Annotated in this window: 17 protein-coding genes and 1 tRNA gene; 5 read left to right on the top strand and 13 right to left on the bottom strand. The window is 44.7% G+C overall.

Annotated features, from left to right (window positions below; translation table 11 throughout):
• Nucleotides 1-2: 2 nt before the first annotated feature.
• From MCJ35_RS30490 to MCJ35_RS30475, 4 genes are all read right to left on the bottom strand, one after another.
• Nucleotides 3-626, bottom strand: coding sequence for an acetyltransferase (locus tag MCJ35_RS30490; protein WP_025483762.1), 624 nt, complete (start codon nt 624-626; stop codon nt 3-5).
• A 58-nt stretch (nt 627-684) separates the two neighbouring features.
• Nucleotides 685-1,257, bottom strand: a complete 573-nt coding sequence (locus MCJ35_RS30485; protein WP_227809792.1) for a hypothetical protein — start codon at nt 1,255-1,257, stop codon at nt 685-687.
• Nucleotides 1,258-1,278: 21 nt separating this feature from the next.
• On the bottom strand, nt 1,279-1,650 hold the full coding sequence (locus MCJ35_RS30480) for a hypothetical protein (RefSeq protein ID WP_155858417.1): 372 nt from the start codon (nt 1,648-1,650) through the stop codon (nt 1,279-1,281).
• A 293-nt stretch (nt 1,651-1,943) separates the two neighbouring features.
• Nucleotides 1,944-2,525: an HNH endonuclease gene (locus MCJ35_RS30475; protein ID WP_025483768.1), complete on the bottom strand. Its 582-nt coding sequence runs from the start codon at nt 2,523-2,525 to the stop codon at nt 1,944-1,946.
• Between the two features lie 301 nt (nt 2,526-2,826).
• Between MCJ35_RS30475 and MCJ35_RS30470 the strand changes: the two genes are divergently transcribed.
• Both MCJ35_RS30470 and MCJ35_RS30465 read left to right on the top strand, forming a co-directional pair.
• The gene (locus MCJ35_RS30470; RefSeq protein ID WP_334301494.1) at nt 2,827-3,531 is read left to right on the top strand and encodes a DUF4397 domain-containing protein; all 705 of its coding nucleotides are present in this window, start codon (nt 2,827-2,829) and stop codon (nt 3,529-3,531) included.
• Between the two features lie 120 nt (nt 3,532-3,651).
• On the top strand, nt 3,652-3,837 hold the full coding sequence (locus MCJ35_RS30465) for a hypothetical protein (RefSeq protein WP_025483769.1): 186 nt from the start codon (nt 3,652-3,654) through the stop codon (nt 3,835-3,837).
• Between the two features lie 81 nt (nt 3,838-3,918).
• Here the strand turns inward: MCJ35_RS30465 and MCJ35_RS32445 are convergent, their stop codons facing one another.
• The 9 genes from MCJ35_RS32445 to MCJ35_RS30420 form a co-directional block, all read right to left on the bottom strand.
• Nucleotides 3,919-4,680 (bottom strand): 3-hydroxyacyl-CoA dehydrogenase family protein, encoded by a 762-nt coding sequence (locus tag MCJ35_RS32445; protein WP_353656141.1) that lies wholly within the window; start codon nt 4,678-4,680, stop codon nt 3,919-3,921.
• A 1,009-nt stretch (nt 4,681-5,689) separates the two neighbouring features.
• Nucleotides 5,690-6,478 carry a hypothetical protein gene (locus MCJ35_RS30455; protein ID WP_025483771.1) on the bottom strand — a complete coding sequence of 263 codons (789 nt, stop codon included), beginning with the start codon at nt 6,476-6,478 and terminating at the stop codon, nt 5,690-5,692.
• Nucleotides 6,479-6,824: 346 nt separating this feature from the next.
• A complete protein-coding gene (gene rlmD / locus MCJ35_RS30450) occupies nt 6,825-8,396 on the bottom strand; it encodes a 23S rRNA (uracil(1939)-C(5))-methyltransferase RlmD (protein ID WP_240299821.1) in 1,572 nt (523 codons plus the stop codon).
• Entirely contained in the window at nt 8,291-8,524 is a 234-nt protein-coding gene (locus MCJ35_RS30445) for a hypothetical protein (RefSeq protein WP_155858418.1), read from the bottom strand. Before MCJ35_RS30445 ends, rlmD begins: the two co-directional genes overlap by 106 nt.
• 58 nt (nt 8,525-8,582) lie before the next feature.
• Nucleotides 8,583-8,819, bottom strand: coding sequence for a hypothetical protein (locus MCJ35_RS30440; RefSeq protein ID WP_025483772.1), 237 nt, complete (start codon nt 8,817-8,819; stop codon nt 8,583-8,585).
• A gap of 239 nt (nt 8,820-9,058) precedes the next feature.
• Nucleotides 9,059-9,208, bottom strand: coding sequence for a hypothetical protein (locus MCJ35_RS30435; RefSeq protein ID WP_155858419.1), 150 nt, complete (start codon nt 9,206-9,208; stop codon nt 9,059-9,061).
• Nucleotides 9,209-9,234: 26 nt separating this feature from the next.
• Nucleotides 9,235-11,064 carry an aminopeptidase P family protein gene (locus tag MCJ35_RS30430; RefSeq protein ID WP_025483773.1) on the bottom strand — a complete coding sequence of 610 codons (1,830 nt, stop codon included), beginning with the start codon at nt 11,062-11,064 and terminating at the stop codon, nt 9,235-9,237.
• A gap of 39 nt (nt 11,065-11,103) precedes the next feature.
• Nucleotides 11,104-12,534: a dihydrolipoyl dehydrogenase gene (lpdA, locus tag MCJ35_RS30425; RefSeq protein WP_025483774.1), complete on the bottom strand. Its 1,431-nt coding sequence runs from the start codon at nt 12,532-12,534 to the stop codon at nt 11,104-11,106.
• Nucleotides 12,535-12,558: 24 nt separating this feature from the next.
• A complete protein-coding gene (locus tag MCJ35_RS30420; protein ID WP_025483775.1) occupies nt 12,559-13,359 on the bottom strand; it encodes a Cof-type HAD-IIB family hydrolase in 801 nt (266 codons plus the stop codon).
• A gap of 84 nt (nt 13,360-13,443) precedes the next feature.
• On the opposite strand from MCJ35_RS30420, the gene MCJ35_RS30415 reads away from it, so the two are divergent.
• From MCJ35_RS30415 to MCJ35_RS30405, 3 genes are all read left to right on the top strand, one after another.
• Nucleotides 13,444-13,517: transfer RNA gene (locus tag MCJ35_RS30415), tRNA-Pro, on the top strand.
• Nucleotides 13,518-13,985: 468 nt separating this feature from the next.
• A complete protein-coding gene (locus tag MCJ35_RS30410) occupies nt 13,986-14,738 on the top strand; it encodes a FadR/GntR family transcriptional regulator (protein ID WP_025483776.1) in 753 nt (250 codons plus the stop codon).
• A 66-nt stretch (nt 14,739-14,804) separates the two neighbouring features.
• Nucleotides 14,805-16,013 (top strand): enolase C-terminal domain-like protein, encoded by a 1,209-nt coding sequence (locus MCJ35_RS30405; RefSeq protein WP_025483778.1) that lies wholly within the window; start codon nt 14,805-14,807, stop codon nt 16,011-16,013.
• The last annotated feature ends 18 nt before the right edge of the window (nt 16,014-16,031 follow it).

Below are 16,031 nucleotides of genomic sequence, written 5' to 3'. Positions count from 1 at the left end.
CGCTATCTAATCTTAGCCGGAACCCCTGCCGCGACCGCATAATCAGGGATATCCCGGATTACGGCTGCACCGGCTCCAATCACAACTTCTTTTCCCACTTTGATATCATCAATAACCGTACTTCCAATTCCTATAAAGGACTTCCTTCCAATCCGTGTATGTCCAGCTATGGACACTCCCGGACAGATATTCACAAAATCCTCCACCACGCAGTCATGTTCCACAATCGCACCGGTATTTACAATGCATCCAATCCCTATGCGTGCATTGGGGTTGACTACCGCGCGGGCCAGTAAGGTACACCCCTGTGAGATACAGGATGACGGACTGATTATGGCAGTGGGATGGACGATGGTTGCCAAGGGAATCCCCCATGACTTCAGTTGGGTGATTTTCTTCTCACGCAGTTCATTGCTGCCAACCGCAACAATAACCTCATCATATGATAGGAGGAAATGCTCCAAATCAACCTTCGCCTCTTCATGGATCCGGTATCCCGGAATCTCCCTGTGGCCTTTTTCCTTCATGTCCAGAAAATCAATCTCACCATATTGCCCCATTGCCAGGGCGCAGTCCAGTGTTACGGTTCCCTGGTCCCCTGCTCCCCAAATCAGCAATCGCTTCATGTCCATTTCCCCCATTCTGTTACATATTCCCCAGCCGCCCCGCTGGTTGAAAATGATTTCATAACCTCTTTGGTAATGCGGGATTACAATTACCATCCTCACACATCCGCTGTTTCACTTCCAATATGGCTCCCGCAAACCCCTGAACCTGCCGTAACACCATTCCGCCATATCCATCCATTCCCACCGGTCCAAAACGGCCCATGGAGCAAGCCCGCATTCTATATGTTTTTCCATCAATTACAAGAAGGACGCAGATCTGCTGCACATATTTCCTGTCCGCTGTCAGTCCATCCAGCCTTACATCCATACTGTCAATACGCGGCACCGCTATATACTGGATGTGAAAAGGATTCAAAATAAAAAGTGCCGCCAGCTCTCCGCGCTCCTCATCAAGCCAGAATGTACTCCATTCCATTTTACATTCCTGGCTGGCATGAAAGGACTTTTTAAACGGCAGCCCCTGCCTGAGCCAATACAGCAGGAACGGGGAACCGATGAACCATGCAGCATATAGGGGAAGCAGCCAGAAAAACAGAGGGCTGATCCTGGTTCCGGTACTAAGCAGACGGTCCACCAACGGCCAAAGAGCCAGCATGACGATATAATACAAGTAATCTACCTTCTTCATTACCCCTCCCATCCACCTGATTCAGCTTGATAATCCCATTACAAATCCCGGCATATTACCGGTTATGGCTATATATACGGCTACCAGAATTGCGATTATAACAAGAAAAAGGAAATAAAAAAATATACCCAGAAGAATATACCGTATTATCCTGGCAAACAGGGATTCCTTCCTTCGTTCTGTCCCGGTGCCGGCTGATTGCATACGGGTTGAGTATTTGCGGGTTGAGTGTGTGCGGGTTGGATGTCTAGGGACAGTCTTTATATGGCCGGTCTTTCCTGTTATTGCTTCCGCTTTGCTATCCTCCATATCACCTTTTGTTTCCGCTTCCCCTTTTGCCTTCACATCTCCTTTTACTCCCACTTTCCCCTTTGTTTCCGCTTCCCCAATCATATCCTTCATACGCCCAGTCAAAGCAGCCACGGATTCCACCACTTCACTGATTGCCTGCATGGTACACTCCGGACAGGTCTCACCTCTGTAGCTGTTTCCGCATACAGGGCATTTATGTACGAACTCAGCTGCCCCGCAGTTCGGGCACTGTAAACAACTGTCCTCTATCTCACTTTTGCAGTATGTACATATTTTCATTATCCACCGCCCAAATGAATCTTTGGCTTTCCTTACTTAGTTTTTATCAACCATCTTCCCAATCATTTCCATGGTTACCGAATCCGTATTCTATCTCAAAGAAACTCCGCTATATTAATACATGGATGTATTTTCTTTTCCGTATCCAGACCATGCCGCATATCATATTCCTTGATTGCCATACGGTATATTCCAGCCAATGTAGCTATATTAAGATGTGGGTCCCCAAAATGATAAGATGCATTTTGAATCATCTCTTTTAGTATATCATTCATCTCATCCTGATTCTTTTTCGTGATATTCCGGATTTTCATCTCCTGACGGAAAGAAACACCATAAATCCTTTCATATTCCTTCATCCCATGTATATTCCAGAATGTATCATAAAATGGCACAGCATACGCGCGCAGCCAGTCCCACATGATTTCCGGGTCCGACACATTGGGATTATCAAGATGACAGCGGCTGCATAACAGGACAAAATTAGAAGGGGTATCCCGGCCTCCCAGGGAATGGGGTATGATATGGCATCTCTCCAGCCCTCTTTTGCACCCACATCGCCAGCACCTTTCGTGGGCTTCAGCAAAATCCACGCTTAACCCGCACTCATCCTCATGACCAATCCAATAATCCACTATCTGCCCTTTTGTGGCTTTTATTTTTTCTCTTTCGGACACAGACTTCCCTCTTTCCAGCCATTTATTTTGACGATTATAAAACAATTATAGCAGAAAACAGCGGTACTGTCGCTTATATTAAAAATCATTCATGATAGGGTCACTATATAAAAAATACAGAATATATTAATCATAAATCAACCATTAGGAAATTATCATGAATCAATTCAAATCACTACCACTAACTGCTGCGCAGCTTTCTGAGGACTCTATAATCCCGGAGGTTTCTTCTACTGAAAATCTGTCTGTTGACCCGGACTTTTTAGTTGACCCGGATTTCTCAGTCCCGGATTACGAGGTTATGGTCCCATCATATGATGATGATATCGACCCGGACTTTTCAGTCATGCCGCCATATTATCCGGACCGTCCAATTTATCCGCCCGTTAATCCGGCACCCATGCCCTGCCTTTTCTGTAACAACAATCACTGGCAGCGCGGGGCTGTCCGTTTTCTCAATGCTGCAACAGGCTATAATGCATTTACTATCTATATTGATAACCGCCCTGTTTCCTGGAACCTTGATTTTCCGGAGCTGACCCGGTATGAGCGGATATCCCAGGGATATCATACCTTTTCCATAGCGTCAAATGGGTACACCTATCTCCGCAAGTCCCTGTATGTCGGGGATGGAATGGCTACCATTGCAATCATCAATTCTTCCAGGGGGCTGGATCTGATTTCAATTCCAGATACCACATGCCCCATGTCATATTCCAACGCATGTTTCCGGGTATGCAATCTGGCGTATTACAGCGGCGCCATTAATGCCGCCATTGGAAATGTGTACTTTAACTCAGTCAGCTTCAGGCAGGCCGCCAGCTTCAGTTCCATGATGAGCGGAAACTATACGGTCCATGTTTCCCGTTCTGCCAGACCGGAAACAACATTGGTCACCACCACTGTTTCCATGCGCCCAAGACGTATTTATACACTTTATATATTAAACTGGAATCCATCGCCGGATACGATTCAGACGTTAATGGTCGAGGATAGAAGGGATTAATTATGTAATATCGATAACAGCCATGATGACAGGGATTCTCCCCAGAACATCCGGCCTCAAAGAATAAAATACCCTCCTTTCCGGCATCCTAACAGAAAGACCGGAAAGGAGGGTATATTTATGATGATATATCCCATTTATCCTGATTATCAAAACCAGAATGGACTGACCTATGACCCATCCGCCCATTTTGATTTGAACCATATGAATGGATATCATGAAAATGATTGCGGCTACAGCCTGAATGATATGAATGGGCTGACTTATGTGGATGAGGTGCAGTTTGCTTATCCGAGGGATGTGTAGTTGGAGGGGATATTGGGCTGATGGGGATGAGGAACAGGACCTGAATCAGCCGTGAACGCCAGCGGACAATGCCTGTCGGGTTTACCCCTGATTCAGTTTCGATGTGATTTTTACTGCTTCGATAATAAACCGGTCACGCTTTGCCATATCCTCATCTATATTTCGCTTTGTCCAATCATAGAAACCTTTTCCGGTCTTTGCTCCAAGATTCCCTTCTTTCACCATATTACGAAGGTAGTCATTGGCCTGCCTGTCTGCACAAATATCCGGAAGAACCGTCTCCTGCACAGTAAGTCCAAGATTCAAACCAATTGCATCCAAATGCTTTAACGGGCCCCACTCCGGAAAACGCATTGCCGTATCCACATCTTCAGCGCTTGCCAGACCAGAAGCAACAATGGATACTGATTCACGGATAATCGCCTGAAACACACGGTTCGCCAGTTGTCCCGGCAAATCCCGCTTAACCAACACTGGAGATTTCTTCCATTTTCTCAGTTCATTTTGCACCTTTTCTGCAATTGTCCAGTCAGTTTTCTCTCCCATCACAACCTCTACAAGGGGAACCAAATGTGCCGGAAGCCAGAAATGTGTGGTCACGGTACGCTCCGGATTTCTGCATTTTGCACTAATGTCAGTTATCCTAAGGCCACTGGTATTACTGCATACGGGGACTTCCAAAGGAAGGGCTTCATCCAGCTGCGCAAATAAATTCTGTTTTACCTCAACATTTTCCACAACAGCCTCAACTACCATTTTTGCAGAGTCAACGGCTTCAAGCATATAAATGCTTGTTTCAATCAGTTGTTTTGCCTTCTCCCCTTCCTCTTTTGTTTCTACGATTCTTCGAATTTAATCATAAGATATATAATTTCTATTGGAACCACTTTCTATACGGATGATATTATGTTCAAACAAGTATATAAAATTTCAATTGCTATTCCTGCATGTCATTACTGTTTTTGGTGAGTTTCGACGTTATGTATGCAGTAGCAATACTTAAAATCGTCATACCTATAAAGGTGAGTGCCACTCCGAATTAAGTAGACCATCCAGTGTCCATTCCAATATTAAAAAGGATACGGTGCATCAAACTTGAATGCAACGTGCACTCAAATAAGAATTACAACTAAAAGCAGCTGAATATTTCTTTTTAAATCCTCATCATGTCATTATCCAACCAATCCAATGATTTATTTTTATATATAAATTTCTACAAAGCGTAGTTAAGTCAGGATGTCGTTTACAACAACGAAATACTATCTCATATTAAATTATTTTTTCTTGCAATTTCTTTAGAATCCATTACGAATCCTTGCCATCTGTTACACTTTATTTTGTAAGATTCTTTACCATCTATTACAATTCCAGCAATAGCATCAACTATGCTAAAAGGTGCACTATACACGCCGATTCCCGTTTTTATTACTGTTTTTCCTGTGGGTTTAAAAACGAGAAAATATTATTATCTAAATATTTACGGAATACTTTGTTTTTTGTCTCTTCTATGCTACGTTCCACGTCTGAGCAAAAATCCCGAATTTCCCCTTGTTGAATTGAGCTATGATTTTTAGTTATCCATTTTCGAAAGTCTATAAGATATTTATTATTACGCAGTTCCTCCATACAAGAATATCCTATATTTCATTTAAATATATAAAACGTTAATCCTTCATTCGAAACACCTCCGAAAATAGGGCTACTTTATCTTGTATTATAGGATCCTTTTCAAAATCGCTAATAGTTTTTAATAACTCTGGATTATCACTATTTTCTTTTATCAAATTAAAGCCAACCCCTATCGTAACAATAAAAGCTGATTCAAACACTTCTTCTAGCAACCATGCATTCCTCAAAAAAGTGCCAAATAGGCTACCAATTCTTTCTGTCCCCAGACAGTCTCAATTTCATATCTTTCATCCTTAGTTAAACCATGGGCAATTCTATTTCTTTGCGTCAAAAATAGAATTAGTGCATGATGAATATCTTCATCAATTTCATATCTTTCTTGAATCAGTTTAATTAGTTTTCCAAATGTTAATTTTCTTTTCCATAATTTTGTTACTTCTTTAATAGTAAATTCCCCATATTTTTCATTACCAATAGCAAAAATAAATGAATCTGTTATGTAATTTTCTATTTTGTGAATTGTAGTTATACAAATGCCGAGCATATTATCAAGTGTCTTTCTCATTCCTTCATAACTAACATTTGAAATATCAGGAAATTTAACTCCGGTTAATTCCGCCAGTTCCTGCATAGCCCTTACTCCAACTGGATATATATTATCTGAAGTTATAACAAAATCATTTATCAGAATTTCTTCTTTTCCTTCAATTGTTCTATACTCCGCACCTAGCTCATCTAATAGCCATTTATCTGCATAGTATGGCCATGCAATTAAGTTTTCTACATCTAAATGTTTATTATAATCATGTTTTTTTGACCAATCTCGAAATTTTCTATTAGCCAGTATTTCATATTTGTCAGGAATATCCATAATTCTAGTAGCCCGTAAATCCTGATTCTCAAAACCATTCATCTCTTTTTCAATTCGTTTAGCACTTCTTGAACTTTTCGCCACAACAAAACAATCTTCCAAACCATCTGAAGCAACCCAATATAATTTCCATTTACTCATCACAAAACCTCCTGACTCAAAGCAAATAAACCTCATAGTTTAAACATTAAACTTCTAAAGTGAAATTCTTATACCAATAATTCAAAAATCTATTTCTTATTATCTATTATAACTATTTTTAAAACCTTATCATTTAAAAATAGTTGCGAAGATTGAATTAGGTTAAGCCAGGTTGATTTTGTTTCAAAGAAGAATCACCCAATGCATATAGTCACATCAAAATCGTACTCTTTTGCCAAAACGTTCGTTTCCCTTACCCCACCGCAGTAACTGGAAACATATTTTGCTCTAACCACTCTCAAAAGCACACCTACATATACCCTTTAAAACCCCGAAACCCTTTGTATTACTTGGCTTTCCGCTCCAGCAACACCACCGTCTCCACATGTCTCGTAGCCGGAAACATATCCACCGGCCACACCCCCTCTGCCGCATACCCCAGCTTCTTCATATACCGCACATCCCGAACCAGTGTTTCCGGATTACAGGACACATAAACCACCTTACCTGCGCCAAGCTTAGCAATTGAATCCATAAACTCTTCCGTACTTCCGCTGCGTGGTGGATCCATTATCACCACATCCACCTTATCCCCGCGTTCAGCCATATTCACCATGAACCGGCCTGCATCGTTGCAGTAGAACCGGATATTATCAATATCATTCATCTTAGCATTATTCACCGCATCCTTCACCGCATCCTGATTCAGCTCCACGCCAATTACCTGGTCGGCCTGTCTGCTGGCGATAATGCCGATTGTACCAATACCACAGTATGCATCAATCACCATCTCTTGTCCCGTAAGTCCAGCCAGTTCCAATGCCTTTCCATACAGGACTTCGGTCTGCACCGGATTTATCTGGTAAAAAGACTTTGATGAAATCCTGAATTTACACCTGCACAGTTCGTCCACAATATAACCTTTTCCATATAGCACATTCTCTTTATTCCCCAATACCATACTGGTGCCACGGCCATTAATATTCTGTATTATGGTAGTTATCTCCGGATGCTTCTCCCGAAGTGCCTTCACAAAATTATTTTTAGATGGAAATACCGGGGACGCGGTAACCAGCACCACCATGATTTCATTCGTTGAAAATGCCCTCCGAATCAGCACATGGCGAAGAAGCCCGTATCCCGTGTCCTCATCATATGTGCGGATTTTGAAGGATTTAAGCATTCCCCTGATTGTACCGATGATTTCATCAGACTTTTTATCTTCAATCATACATGTTTCCACAGGAATCACATCATGACTGTTTTCCTGATAGATACCAGAGATAATATTTCCTCTTTTATCCCTGTCAAATACAGCATGTACCTTATTGCGGTAGTGAAACGGATCCTTCATTCCTATTATAGGCTTTACAGGGCATACTCCCCGAAATAAATCTTCCACCACTTTTTGTTTGCGCTTTAACTGCTCCGCGTACTCCATATCCAGCATCTGACATCCGCCGCAATATCTTTCAACCGGACAAAGGCTTCTCTTCTTCCCGGTATTCTTCCATTCTGTACTTTTCCCGCTGACGTTCCCGTGGACCACATTTTTTTGCACAATATTCTTCTGCATTTTATATTTCTGCGCTTTATCTTCCTGCCTTACCGTCCTCAGGCCCCCTCTCTTTTCTCCCTTTCCTCTTCCTTCTGACACCTTGCGCCCTACCCTTTTTTCTTCATTTCCAAATCGAACTCTTTTATCCTTTTCCCCTGTGCCTTTCTTCTTAATCTCATAGACCGCATTCGTCTTACATCCCGGATTCCCCATCCCGTCCTCTTTCCTCGCCCTTATACCGCTGCCAAACTCCCCTACGTTGCTATCTGGATTCCCTGGCTTTCTCGTCCTTCCCAGCCCCCCAGCCTTCCCGTCCCTTTTATTTGAAACGCATTTATAAACAGTTCCCCTGTATCCCACATCGCTATTACCTGTGCCGCCATGACCTGCGCCACTGTTGCCCACACCTTTATTACCTGCACTGCCCTTACCCACTCTTCTATTACCCATACCGCCGTTCCCAGCACTCCTACTTCCAACCTTCCCATTACCACTCTTATGATTCCCAGCACTCTGAGCCATTCCCTCGTTCTCCTATCACTCTAATTAATCATCTTCATAATTCAAAATATATCTGTAATAAAACCCTATCGACATTTTACCATACATTTCATCTAATGTGTAAATATAACGAAACAGGAACGCCATAATTACTACTATAATTATCACTATAATCACCGTTGCAATCACCACTTCAATTACCACTGAAATCACAGCTACCTGTTCTGACCAATCCCCCTTCTCACTCCCCACCCCATCTGTTGCAACAATTGGCTTCCCCATTTCTTTACTCTTCAACCAATCAACAGTCTAACCGCCTCATCCCAGCCGCCATCTCCCCATCCTTTTCCACAAAAACATATATAACCAAAACAAGAAACCGGAACCGCCCAAGTCCACCCTCCTGGAAAGTTCCATCTTCCCACCCAGGCAGCAAATCCTGAACCACATTCCGGTTTCTTCTCATATTTCCAATTTTTCTAACCAGTCCCCCCTAGTTTCTTCCTATATTCCCAATCTCTCTAACCAGTCCCCCTGGTTTCTTCCCACATCCCCAATCTCTCTAACCAGTCCCCCTGGTTTCTTCCCACATCCCCAATACCTCTAACCAGTCCTCCTGGTTTTTCCCACATCCCCAATACCTCTAACCAGTCCTCCTGTTTTCTTCCCACATCCACAATCTCTCCATCCAGTCATCCTATATCGCAGCCGTAACCTCCTTCAGCCACTCCCTTTCATCCTCTGTCAGATGGGGACCAATCTTCTCATACACCTGCCTGTGATATTCATTGAGGAGCTCCACATCCCGCTCAGTCATCAATGACTTCTCAACAGCATCTAAGTCAATGGGCACATAGGTCAGGAATTCAAACTTAAGGAACTGACCGTACTCATTCTTCTCGTCCTTTACACACAGGGTCAGGTTCTCCGTACGGATGCCGTGACTTCCCTCTATATATAATCCCGGCTCATCGGATGTTACCATTCCCGGCTCCAGAACCCCATTGTCCTGGCGCTCAGGCACCATCTTAAAACGGATTCCGTTAGGCCTCTCATGGCAGCTTGAAAGATAGCTGACCCCATGGCCCGTGCCATGCTCAAAGTTAAGCCCTCTGCTCCACAATGGCTCCCTTGCCACATAGTCAATGCTCAGACCGCGGCAGCCATAGAGGAACTTCACCGCCCCCAGACGCAGCATGCTCATAAGCACCAGGGTAAAATGCTCCTTTTCTTCTGCTTTCAGCGGCCCCACTGCAATGGTCCTGGTGATATCGGTTGTTCCCTCATAATACTGTCCGCCGGAATCAATGAGATACAGCCCCTTTGGCTCTAATGGTATGTTGCTTTCCTCGGTTGCCGAGTAATGGCACATGGCCCCATGTGCTCCGTATGCGGATATGGTTGCAAAGCTGGGACTGATGCATCCCTCCTGCTCCTTACGAAGATTTTCCATATATTCACATACGCTCAGTTCATCCATGGGTATCTTTCCTATGTTTTTCTTCAGCCAGTAAATGAACTTTGTCACAGCCACGCCATCTTTGATATGGGCTTTTTTCACATTTTCAATTTCCACATCGTTCTTTATGGGCTTCATCAACGCCGTTGGGTTCATCCTGCCTATTATCTTATTGGAACCGTCAAGCAGTCGGTAGATAGCATAGTTCACCCGGCTTTTTTCCAGCAGCACCTTCTCATTCCTGAGTCCCTCCACCGTGTCATACACTTTATCATATGGGAGTATGGTAACCCCTATACCCTCCAGATATTCCCTGGTAGTCGTACTATCATCATTATCCAAATATGGATATGCCCTGCCGCGGATTACATCCTCATTGATAAACAGATACAGCTGATCCATGGTCAGGACTACATAAGACAACACCACCGGATTATAAAGGATATCGTCCCCGCGGATGTTCAAAAGCCATGCAATGTCATCCAATGCAGTCAGCACATGGACGGTTGCATGTGCCTTCTCCATGGCCTCGCGCACATCTGCAATTTTTTCCTTGCTGCATTTACCTGCATACTGTTCCGCCAGTACCCAGGCCGGCTGTGCAGACAGGGCAGGGCGGTCCTCCCATATCCTTCCAATGAGATCCTCTCCATAGGAAATCCTGATATTCCTGTCCTCCAGCATGTCTTCCAGGTTCAGACCCACGGCAGCATTGACCACGCGGCCGTCAAACCCAAGACAGCCCCCGGCCGGAAGCTTGTAGTCCAGATATTCCTCAACCTCAGGAACACCTTCATGCCCCATTTTCATCATGGTGACAGATGAACCCTCCAGCTCATAGGCCGCCTGAACAAAATACCGTCCATCCGTCCACAGGCAGGCCTCGTCCATGGTAACCACTGCGGTTCCGGATGAACCGGTAAATCCGGTTATATATTTCCTGCATTTAAAGTGCTCCCCCACATACTCCGTTTCATGATAATCTGCCGTAGGCACCAGGTATGCGTCCATGCCCTGTTCTTTCATCAAAGCGCGGAGCGCGCTCAGTCTCTCCTGAATCACGTTCATTGTTTTTCCCTCTCTTTTCTTAGCTTATATTCCCTGCATCTAAACCGGATCATGGCGCATGGCATCCTCAATGGCTGCCCCAATTCCCTCGTTATAGGTGGGCTGCGCCCTCATGGCAAAGGACATTTCCTGGGCTGTCAGGCCGTTGGCAATGGCTGTTGCAATTTCGCCAATCATATCCGTTGCCCTGGGACACATCATCTGCGCACCCACAATGGTATTGGAGTATGCCTCGAACAGCAGCCGGATAAAGCCATGTTCTTCGCCGGTGATAATGGATTTGCCATTATCCCTCATGGAAAAATGTCCGCAGCGCACCTTGAGTCCGCACGTTTTGGCGATTTCCTCCGTGATTCCCACCGTGGCAATCTCCGGGTCTGTATAAATACAGTTTGGCACAATTGGAAGCGATACAAACATACCATTGGGTACAACCTCAAGCTTAATACTGTGGGGCCTTCCCGCAATTTTTTCCACCACATAGGTACCTTGGGCAGCCGCCACATGGGCCAGCTGTGTCCTGGCAGCCACATCCCCGATTGCATATACGCCTGGCTCACTTGTCTCAAAATCACTGTTCACTGCAATCTTGCCGTCCTTCATATCCAGGGAAATGTCTTTTCCCAGAAGACGTGACACATCCGGCCTGCGGCCGATTGCCATCAGGATCTGTCCTGCCCGCGTCTTAACCGGTTCGCTTCCGTCATTTGGCGTAATGACACAGCTTAAGCTGCCTTCCTCCTCCAGGATCTCTGTTACCGTGGCATCACAGTATACCTTAATCCCTTTACGCCTGAGTTCATTTTCCAGTTCCACTGACATCACATCATCCATGGGCGCCATCAGGTGCTTCTGCTTTTCCACAATGGTCACCTGGGAACAGAGATTGTTGAACATGGTTGCGAATTCTACTGCAATCACGCCGCCGCCCATGATAGTCAGGCGGTCAAAATTCCAGCTTTCCGCTGCCAGCAGGCGGTCGCTGTTCCATACCCCAGGCAGGCTGGCTCCCGGTATGTCGTTCATGATCGGCACGGCGCCTGTTGCCAGGATGACGGCATTTCCCTGAAGGAATTCACGGCCGCCCTCTGCCAGTTCCACCTCCACGGTCCTGTCCCTGCGCAGCCTGGCGGTTCCATGGATAATATCCACATCCAGACGCTCAAAAACGGCTTCAATCCCTTCCCTGTACTTTGCCACCGCCTGCTTTTTATACTTCTGCATCTTACCAAAATCAAATGCAATGAAGTCTGTTGACACTCCGAACGCATCGCAGTTCTGCATCATATGGAACATATCCGATGCATGGAGCAGCGCCTTGGTCGGGATGCACCCCCGGTTCACACAGGTGCCTCCAATCTTCTTTGCTTCTATGAGCGCCACAGAAAGTCCAAACTGCGCCGCCTTAAAGGCAGCCGTATATCCTCCCGGTCCTGCGCCGATTATCACAACATCATATTTCCTAGCCATATGTAAATCTCCCATCCTGTTATATTATATCCATCCGAAATGCCTGCAGGCCTTCCATACCCCATCCCGGTTAATATCATCCGTAACATAATCCGCCACCATCTTCAGTTCCTCCACCGCGTTCCCCATGGCGATACCGGTTCCCGCCTCCTGGACCACCTCATAGTCATTCATGCTGTCGCCAAATGCAACCGTGTGCTCCATGCTGATTCCGTAGTGCTGGCAGATACGCAGAAGCCCCTCTGCCTTGGACGCCTCCTTCTCCACCACATCCGCGCCCATTTTCCCGGAAAACATAGGGAATTTGAACTCAGGGAAATGCTCCTCCAACTCCTTTGCCCGGTCAGGCCCACCTATGTATACCAGTGTCCGCACCGGCAGTTCCATCAGCTCCCATCCATCCCTGAAATTACGCTCTGACACACCCCAGCGCAGTTCATCCATGCGCACAACCCCTTCGGGATGGATATAATAATCATATCCCCCTGTACCGATTCCAATGGAAATGCCGTTTTCATCCGCATAGGCCAGAAGGCGCTCCAGACGCTCCTTATCCATTAAATGCTCATACAGGACATTTCCCTCTGCAACCACCTTGGTTCCATTCATATGGATGACTGCATCCGGCTTAATCATATCCCGGTACATCGAACTCATCTCATGGTCCATGTTCCTGCCGCTGGCAATGACAATCACGGAATCCTTCCTGAGATGCTCCAGCGTTTCCATTGCACTGGCCGGGATTTCCCATGTTGCATGGTCCAGCAGCGTCATATCCAAATCAAAGCTGAATATCCGTTTCTTAACAGCATTTTCCTGTGTCATTTTACATTCTCCTGAATAAATTAAAATTAGGGCTTTTCAAAATGAAAAATCTTTGCTATAATACTAGAGGTTCACAAATAGTAACGGAGTATGGCGTAGCTTGGTAGCGCGCTCGGCTGGGGGCCGAGAGGTCGCAGGTTCAAATCCTGTTACTCCGACGATGCAGACCCTTGATTTTACTGGAAATCAAGGGTTTTTTGTTATCCTCTTTCCAGTTTACATAAGTGGTTTTTCTTAACCGCTTTCCCATTCTCCCCAACACTTTACAGTTCCGCAGATGAATCATTGCTATTATACCCCAAACATTCATATTCTTCAAGATAAGCCGTATAATGCGGTGAAATCTTCTAAACATTCCGTATATAAATTGCTTTCAGAAATCTTATCGTGTTTTATCATCGGCACCATCAAATTGCACAATTTTTCATCTATTTATTCGTGATTATTCCCTAAAATATAAAAATCTATTGACATTGTATCTGCTTATTAATATAATTAACTTGTCAGACAGGTTACATCAGACAGAATCCAGGTGACAGATTACAGCTGACAAAGTATGGCTGACGGATTACAGGAAGAGATTTTTATGATATAATGTAATCATCACAATATGAGGAGGATTCTATATGGAACCAATTACAAAACAGCGTATTGATTGCATTGTATATGAACAACTACTTGAAAACATCAGAAACGGTGTGTGGAAAGGCGGGGACAAACTTCCGAGCGAACCTGAACTGTGCGAAATGCTCAATGTAAGTCGTGCTTCCGTCCGAAGCGCATTAAGCAAACTGAAAGTAATCGGATTAATTGAGGTCAAATCAGGAAAAGGATCTTATGTTTTGGGAGCAGAAGAACTTTTCGATTTTTCCGAAATTAATTTCACCTTGGAAATGACGAAAAAAGAATTTCAGGAGATAATCGTATTAAGGGAGATGCTAGAGGAAAAGGCGCTGGAGCTTATCATTGCCAACCGGGAAACGGTTGATTTCAGGCATTTTTCCAATGCTTATCAAGGCATGATAGATGCAAGTAATGCACTGGATGTTGAAAAATACACCATACAGGACGCCAAGTTCCACTTAGCGCTCATCGCCGCTGCAGGCAATGACAGATTAACTCAGATAGCTCAGATTTTTAAGGATGACATTTTTCATTTTCTACATGAAAGCAATAAATTTTTACTGCGTTCTCCTGATGACAAAGAAAAACAACGGGAATATTTTTCGGATTCCATGGTCTATCATAAAGAGTTGTACAATGCAATTATCAATGGTTCCAAAGAATCAGTCAATATAGGAAAACGGCTTTTCACCCGAAATTTCGCACGTTTGAACTACTATTACGATAATAAGGATAGTAACCCGAATAAGGAGTAGCATCGCAATTGTCCACCGGCCGGGGGCAGGCGTGTTGTTATAAATATGTTTTATATGAGGTGCAGAATGGTAAAAATAACAGAGATAAAAACATTTTTAACGCGTCCTTTCAACAACAACCTGGTGGTGGTAAAAATAGAAACAAATCAGCCCGGACTCAATGGATTGGGATGCGCCACTTTCACACAGCGCTGTAAAGCTGTAGTTACAATTATCGAAGAATATCTAAGACCGTTGCTGGTTGGCAGGGAAGTGGATGATATCCAGGATTTATGGACTTTGATGTACCAAAACGCCTATTGGCGCAACGGCCCTTTGCTGAATACGGCAATCGGCGGAATTGACTTAGCCTTATGGGACATCAAAGGAAAAATGGCGGGCATGCCCGTATATCAGCTTTTAGGAGGTAAATGCAGGGAGGCTGTTGCAGTCTACATGTATGCCAATGGCACATCTTTGCAGGACGTCATCGAAAAAGCACAGGCCCACTGGGAAAACGGTTTTAATTACATCCGTCTGCAGTATGACCCGCTTAAGAGTTTTTCTATGGATTGGCTCACCAGCAACCGAAAATCAGAAGGGACCAAAAGCGGGAATTATCTGGATTCCAGGAAATACGCAAAGGAAACAGTCCGCCTATTTGAAGAAGCCCGCAAAGCCATGGGCAGTGAGCCGTATTTTGTCCATGACGTGCACGAACGGATTCTTCCAACCGATGCACTATATCTGGCAAAAGCCCTGGAAGATCTGGAACCATTTTTTATTGAAGATTTGTTTTCTCCTGAAAACCGCGACTATTACCGGCAAGTAAAGAATACATGCAGGACGCCCATTGCAATGGGAGAATTATTCACGAATCAGCTGGAGTGGATTCCCCTTGTTACGGAGCGGCTGATTGATTACATACGCATCCACATCACAATGATTGGCGGACTCACTCCCGCGCTTCGCTGCGCGCATATGTGTGAGCTTCACGGTGTCCGTCTGGCCTGGCATGCGCCCTATGACTTAAATCCGGTTGGGCATGCAGCGCAGATGCATTTAGACTTAATTTCCCCGAATTTCGGCGTTCAGGAATGGAGCGGCATGAATGATATCGAAACCGCAATGTTCCCCGGATGTCCTGTGATATCCAAAGGATATGCCTATGTCAACGACAAACCGGGATTTGGAATCGAATTTGATGAGGGACTGGCAAAGAAATATCCTGCCACGGACGAAGTAACCCTTTGGACAGAATATCGTCATACAGACGGAAGTCTTTACACCCCATAATGCACATGATAAAGAGGA

Origin of the sequence: Enterocloster sp. OA13 (assembly GCF_022440595.1) — a bacterium.
GTDB lineage: Bacteria > Bacillota > Clostridia > Lachnospirales > Lachnospiraceae > Enterocloster > Enterocloster hominis.
The sequence above is the reverse complement of the archived record's forward strand: the minus strand, read 5'-3'. Positions and strand labels throughout refer to the sequence as shown.

Coding starts and splice junctions, on each gene's coding strand:
- MCJ35_RS30405 (WP_025483778.1), top strand. CDS start 14,805: ATGGTAAAAATAACAGAGATAAAAACATTTTTAACGCGTCCTTTCAAC.
- MCJ35_RS30420 (WP_025483775.1), bottom strand. CDS start 13,359: ATGACACAGGAAAATGCTGTTAAGAAACGGATATTCAGCTTTGATTTG.
- MCJ35_RS30485 (WP_227809792.1), bottom strand. CDS start 1,257: ATGAAGAAGGTAGATTACTTGTATTATATCGTCATGCTGGCTCTTTGG.
- MCJ35_RS30490 (WP_025483762.1), bottom strand. CDS start 626: ATGAAGCGATTGCTGATTTGGGGAGCAGGGGACCAGGGAACCGTAACA.
- MCJ35_RS30410 (WP_025483776.1), top strand. CDS start 13,986: ATGGAACCAATTACAAAACAGCGTATTGATTGCATTGTATATGAACAA.
- MCJ35_RS30440 (WP_025483772.1), bottom strand. CDS start 8,819: ATGGGGAAGCCAATTGTTGCAACAGATGGGGTGGGGAGTGAGAAGGGG.
- MCJ35_RS30470 (WP_334301494.1), top strand. CDS start 2,827: ATGGTCCCATCATATGATGATGATATCGACCCGGACTTTTCAGTCATG.
- MCJ35_RS30430 (WP_025483773.1), bottom strand. CDS start 11,064: ATGAACGTGATTCAGGAGAGACTGAGCGCGCTCCGCGCTTTGATGAAA.
- MCJ35_RS30465 (WP_025483769.1), top strand. CDS start 3,652: ATGATGATATATCCCATTTATCCTGATTATCAAAACCAGAATGGACTG.
- MCJ35_RS30445 (WP_155858418.1), bottom strand. CDS start 8,524: ATGGGAAGGTTGGAAGTAGGAGTGCTGGGAACGGCGGTATGGGTAATA.
- MCJ35_RS30480 (WP_155858417.1), bottom strand. CDS start 1,650: ATGATTGGGGAAGCGGAAACAAAGGGGAAAGTGGGAGTAAAAGGAGAT.
- MCJ35_RS30455 (WP_025483771.1), bottom strand. CDS start 6,478: ATGAGTAAATGGAAATTATATTGGGTTGCTTCAGATGGTTTGGAAGAT.
- lpdA (WP_025483774.1), bottom strand. CDS start 12,534: ATGGCTAGGAAATATGATGTTGTGATAATCGGCGCAGGACCGGGAGGA.